The organism is Methylobacterium sp. WL120, from assembly GCF_008039465.1.
Taxonomy (GTDB): Bacteria; Pseudomonadota; Alphaproteobacteria; order Rhizobiales; family Beijerinckiaceae; genus Methylobacterium; species Methylobacterium cerastii.
In genome coordinates this window covers 1-2,771 of sequence record NZ_VRUT01000289.1, presented here as the reverse complement: position 1 = coordinate 2,771, position 2,771 = coordinate 1, and the positions used below count along the sequence as shown (strand labels likewise).

Here is a 2,771-nt window from a genome sequence, read left to right as displayed (position 1 = left end):
ACACCTACCAGTTCGTCGCCGGCGCGAGCCTGATCTGGTCGCCGGTCAAGGACCTCGATATCGGTGTGGAAGGCTTCTACACCCAGATCGGCGTCAAGAACGGCCGCGTGATCGACCAGGACAAGGATCCGACCGCCTACTCGACCGCCCGTGTCGCCGCGATCAACGCCGGCGGGTTCGTGCGCACCACCAGCAGCGACGACGTCTTCCAGGTCCGCGCCCGCGTCCAGCGCGACTTCTAAGTCAGGCAGAGACGTCGCGCGGTCCCCGAGGGAACCGCGCGACGCGGGGCATCGAGAGACCCACGGCACGATCGAGGCCCGGCTGCCGCAGCCGGGCCTTTTTCGTGCCGGGCCGTGCGCGTCGTCGCAGGTTTGAGACAGTCGCGGCGGTCTCTCCACCGGCACGTGCGGGAGGCATTGACCTTCGAAGCCGCTTCGGGATGAGATCAAAGCGTCGCCGGCAACGTCCGGCCCGCCCGAGTCGGACCGAACGCGGTCTCATCCGTCCGCGATCCGATCTCGATGTGCCGCACGCCCGGCAGGTCGCCGCCGGCGGCAGGACTGGACCGGCCCGCCAAGAGGCCGGATCTTCGGAGGAAACCCCGTGACGCGCCTCACCTCACCGCCGCTCGCGGATCGACCTGTCTCGGCCTCGGAGCCGTCGCGCCGGTTCTGGCCTCTCGGCTGGTGGCGGCTGGTCGACACCCAGATCGGCATCATTCCGCTGCCGATCTATGTGATCGTCGCGGTGCTCCTGGCGATCCTGACCGCCGAGGGCGAGATCCGCCCCGACGGCCCGACGATGATCGCCGTGCTGGTGCTCGGCGGCTTCACCTGCGCCGAGATCGGCAAGCGGCTGCCGATCCTGCGCAACATCGGCGCGGGGGCGATCTTCGCGACCTTCGTGCCGTCGGCGCTTGTCTATTACAAGTTGATCCCGCCGCAGGTCGAGAAGGCGATCGTCGACTTCACGAAGTTCACCAACTTCCTCTACATCTACATCGCGGCGATCATCGTCGGCTCCATCCTCGGGATGGACCGGGACGTCCTGATCAAGGGGTTCCTGAAGATCTTCGTGCCGCTCGCTGTGGGTTCGGTTGTCGCGGCCGCGGTCGGGACGCTGGTCGGGACGATGCTGGGCCTGGGCGCCCACCACACCTTCTTCTACATCGTCGTGCCGATCATGGCCGGCGGCGTCGGCGAGGGCGCGATCCCGCTCTCGATCGGCTACGCCCAGATCCTCGGCCAGCCGCAGGGCGACGTGTTCGCCCAGGTGCTGCCGCCGGTGATGCTCGGCAGCCTCACGGCGATCATCCTCTCGGGCACCCTGAACTTCGTCGGCAAGCGCTATCCCGGCCTGACCGGCGAGGGAAAGCTTCAGCCCGACCACGACGGGACGCTCCCCGGCGACGCGGTCGCGAAGGAGGAGGCGAATTCCGGCCAGGTCGACGTCTCGACCATCGCCGCCGCCGGGCTCACCGCGATCACCCTCTATCTCCTCGGCGTGATGGCCCACCACCTCACCGGCCTGCCGGCGCCCGTGGCGATGCTGTTCCTGGCGGTGCTGGCCAAGCTCTCGAGCGCGGTCTCGCCCCATCTCCAGGCCGGCGGCTTCGTGGTCTACAAGTTCGTGCAGACCGGCATGACCTATCCGCTGCTCTTCGCCATCGGCGTCGCGCTCACCCCGTGGGACAAGCTGATGGCGGCCTTCACCGTCACCAACCTGATCACCATCGTCGCCACCGTGACCACGCTGATGGGCACCGGCTTCGTCGTCGGGCGCCTGCTCGGGATGTACCCGATCGAGACCGCGATCGTGAACGCCTGCCATTCGGGGCAGGGCGGCACCGGCGACGTGGCGATCCTCACGGCCTCCAACCGGATGGCGCTGATGCCGTTCGCCCAGATCGCCACGCGGATCGGCGGCGCGCTCACGGTGACCGGCACCCTGATCACCCTGAAATGGCTGACCGGCATCGCGGGCTGACCTGGCCCATGAGCGCGGGAACCGGTGCGCTAAATACAACCCAGGGTTAATATCACCTTCACCCTCTGCCGCCACTCTGGTTCGGGACCGCCGCCGGCGGCCCGAATCGGAACGCTCCCTGATGCTCGCGACAGCCCGAGACCTCATCCGGCCGAACCGCTCCGGCACGATCCGCCCGCGCGACGCCGAAGCCCGCCACGCGTCCGGGCTCGTCGGCCGCGATGCGCTCGTCTGGCGGATTCGGGTCCTGGTGACCGAAGCGCGGCAGCCGGTGTGCCTGTCCGGCCCGTCGGGCAGCGGCAGCACCGCGATCGCCGCCGCCGTCGCCGACGCGCTGGCGCGCCGGACCCGCGTGCTCGGCCTGCGCTGCACGCCCGAGACCACCTTCGCGCGTCTCACGGAGATCCTGGCCGAAGGCCTTGATGCCAGGGATGTTTCCGGTCCCGTCGCCATCGTTCTCACCGATATCGGGGCGGTCGCCGAGCCCAACTTCCTGCGGGCGCTCGCGCATCTCGCGGCTGGGATGCCGCAGCTCGGCTGGCTGGTCGCTGGCGCGCCCAAAAGCGTCGCCGGGGCGCAGGCGGTCCCGATCCCGTTGCTCTCCGAATCGGAGACCGCCGCCGCCTTGGAGGCGGTCGTCGCCCGGCGCGCGGCCGCGATCTCGAAGATCGGCCCCAACCCCGCCGCGACCCAGTGTAGACGCCAGTCTCATATACACAAAATAACCAACCCACCACCCAAAAAATGTAAGAAAACGTGGTACCCGGAAAAATAAAAAAAAA

2 protein-coding genes and 1 pseudogene are annotated in these 2,771 nt (G+C 68.4%); all 3 read left to right on the top strand.

All coding sequences use genetic code 11. The features are described from left to right. Nucleotides 1-242, top strand: a pseudogene (locus FV229_RS26320) (porin); the annotation flags it as partial. A gap of 364 nt (nucleotides 243-606) precedes the next feature. Continuing rightward, nucleotides 607-1,989, top strand: coding sequence for a 2-hydroxycarboxylate transporter family protein (locus tag FV229_RS26315; RefSeq protein WP_147754734.1), 1,383 nt, complete (start codon nucleotides 607-609; stop codon nucleotides 1,987-1,989). A 250-nt stretch (nucleotides 1,990-2,239) separates the two neighbouring features. Further along, the gene (locus FV229_RS26310) at nucleotides 2,240-2,764 is read left to right on the top strand and encodes a hypothetical protein (protein ID WP_147754733.1); all 525 of its coding nucleotides are present in this window, start codon (nucleotides 2,240-2,242) and stop codon (nucleotides 2,762-2,764) included. Nucleotides 2,765-2,771: the final 7 nt, after the last annotated feature.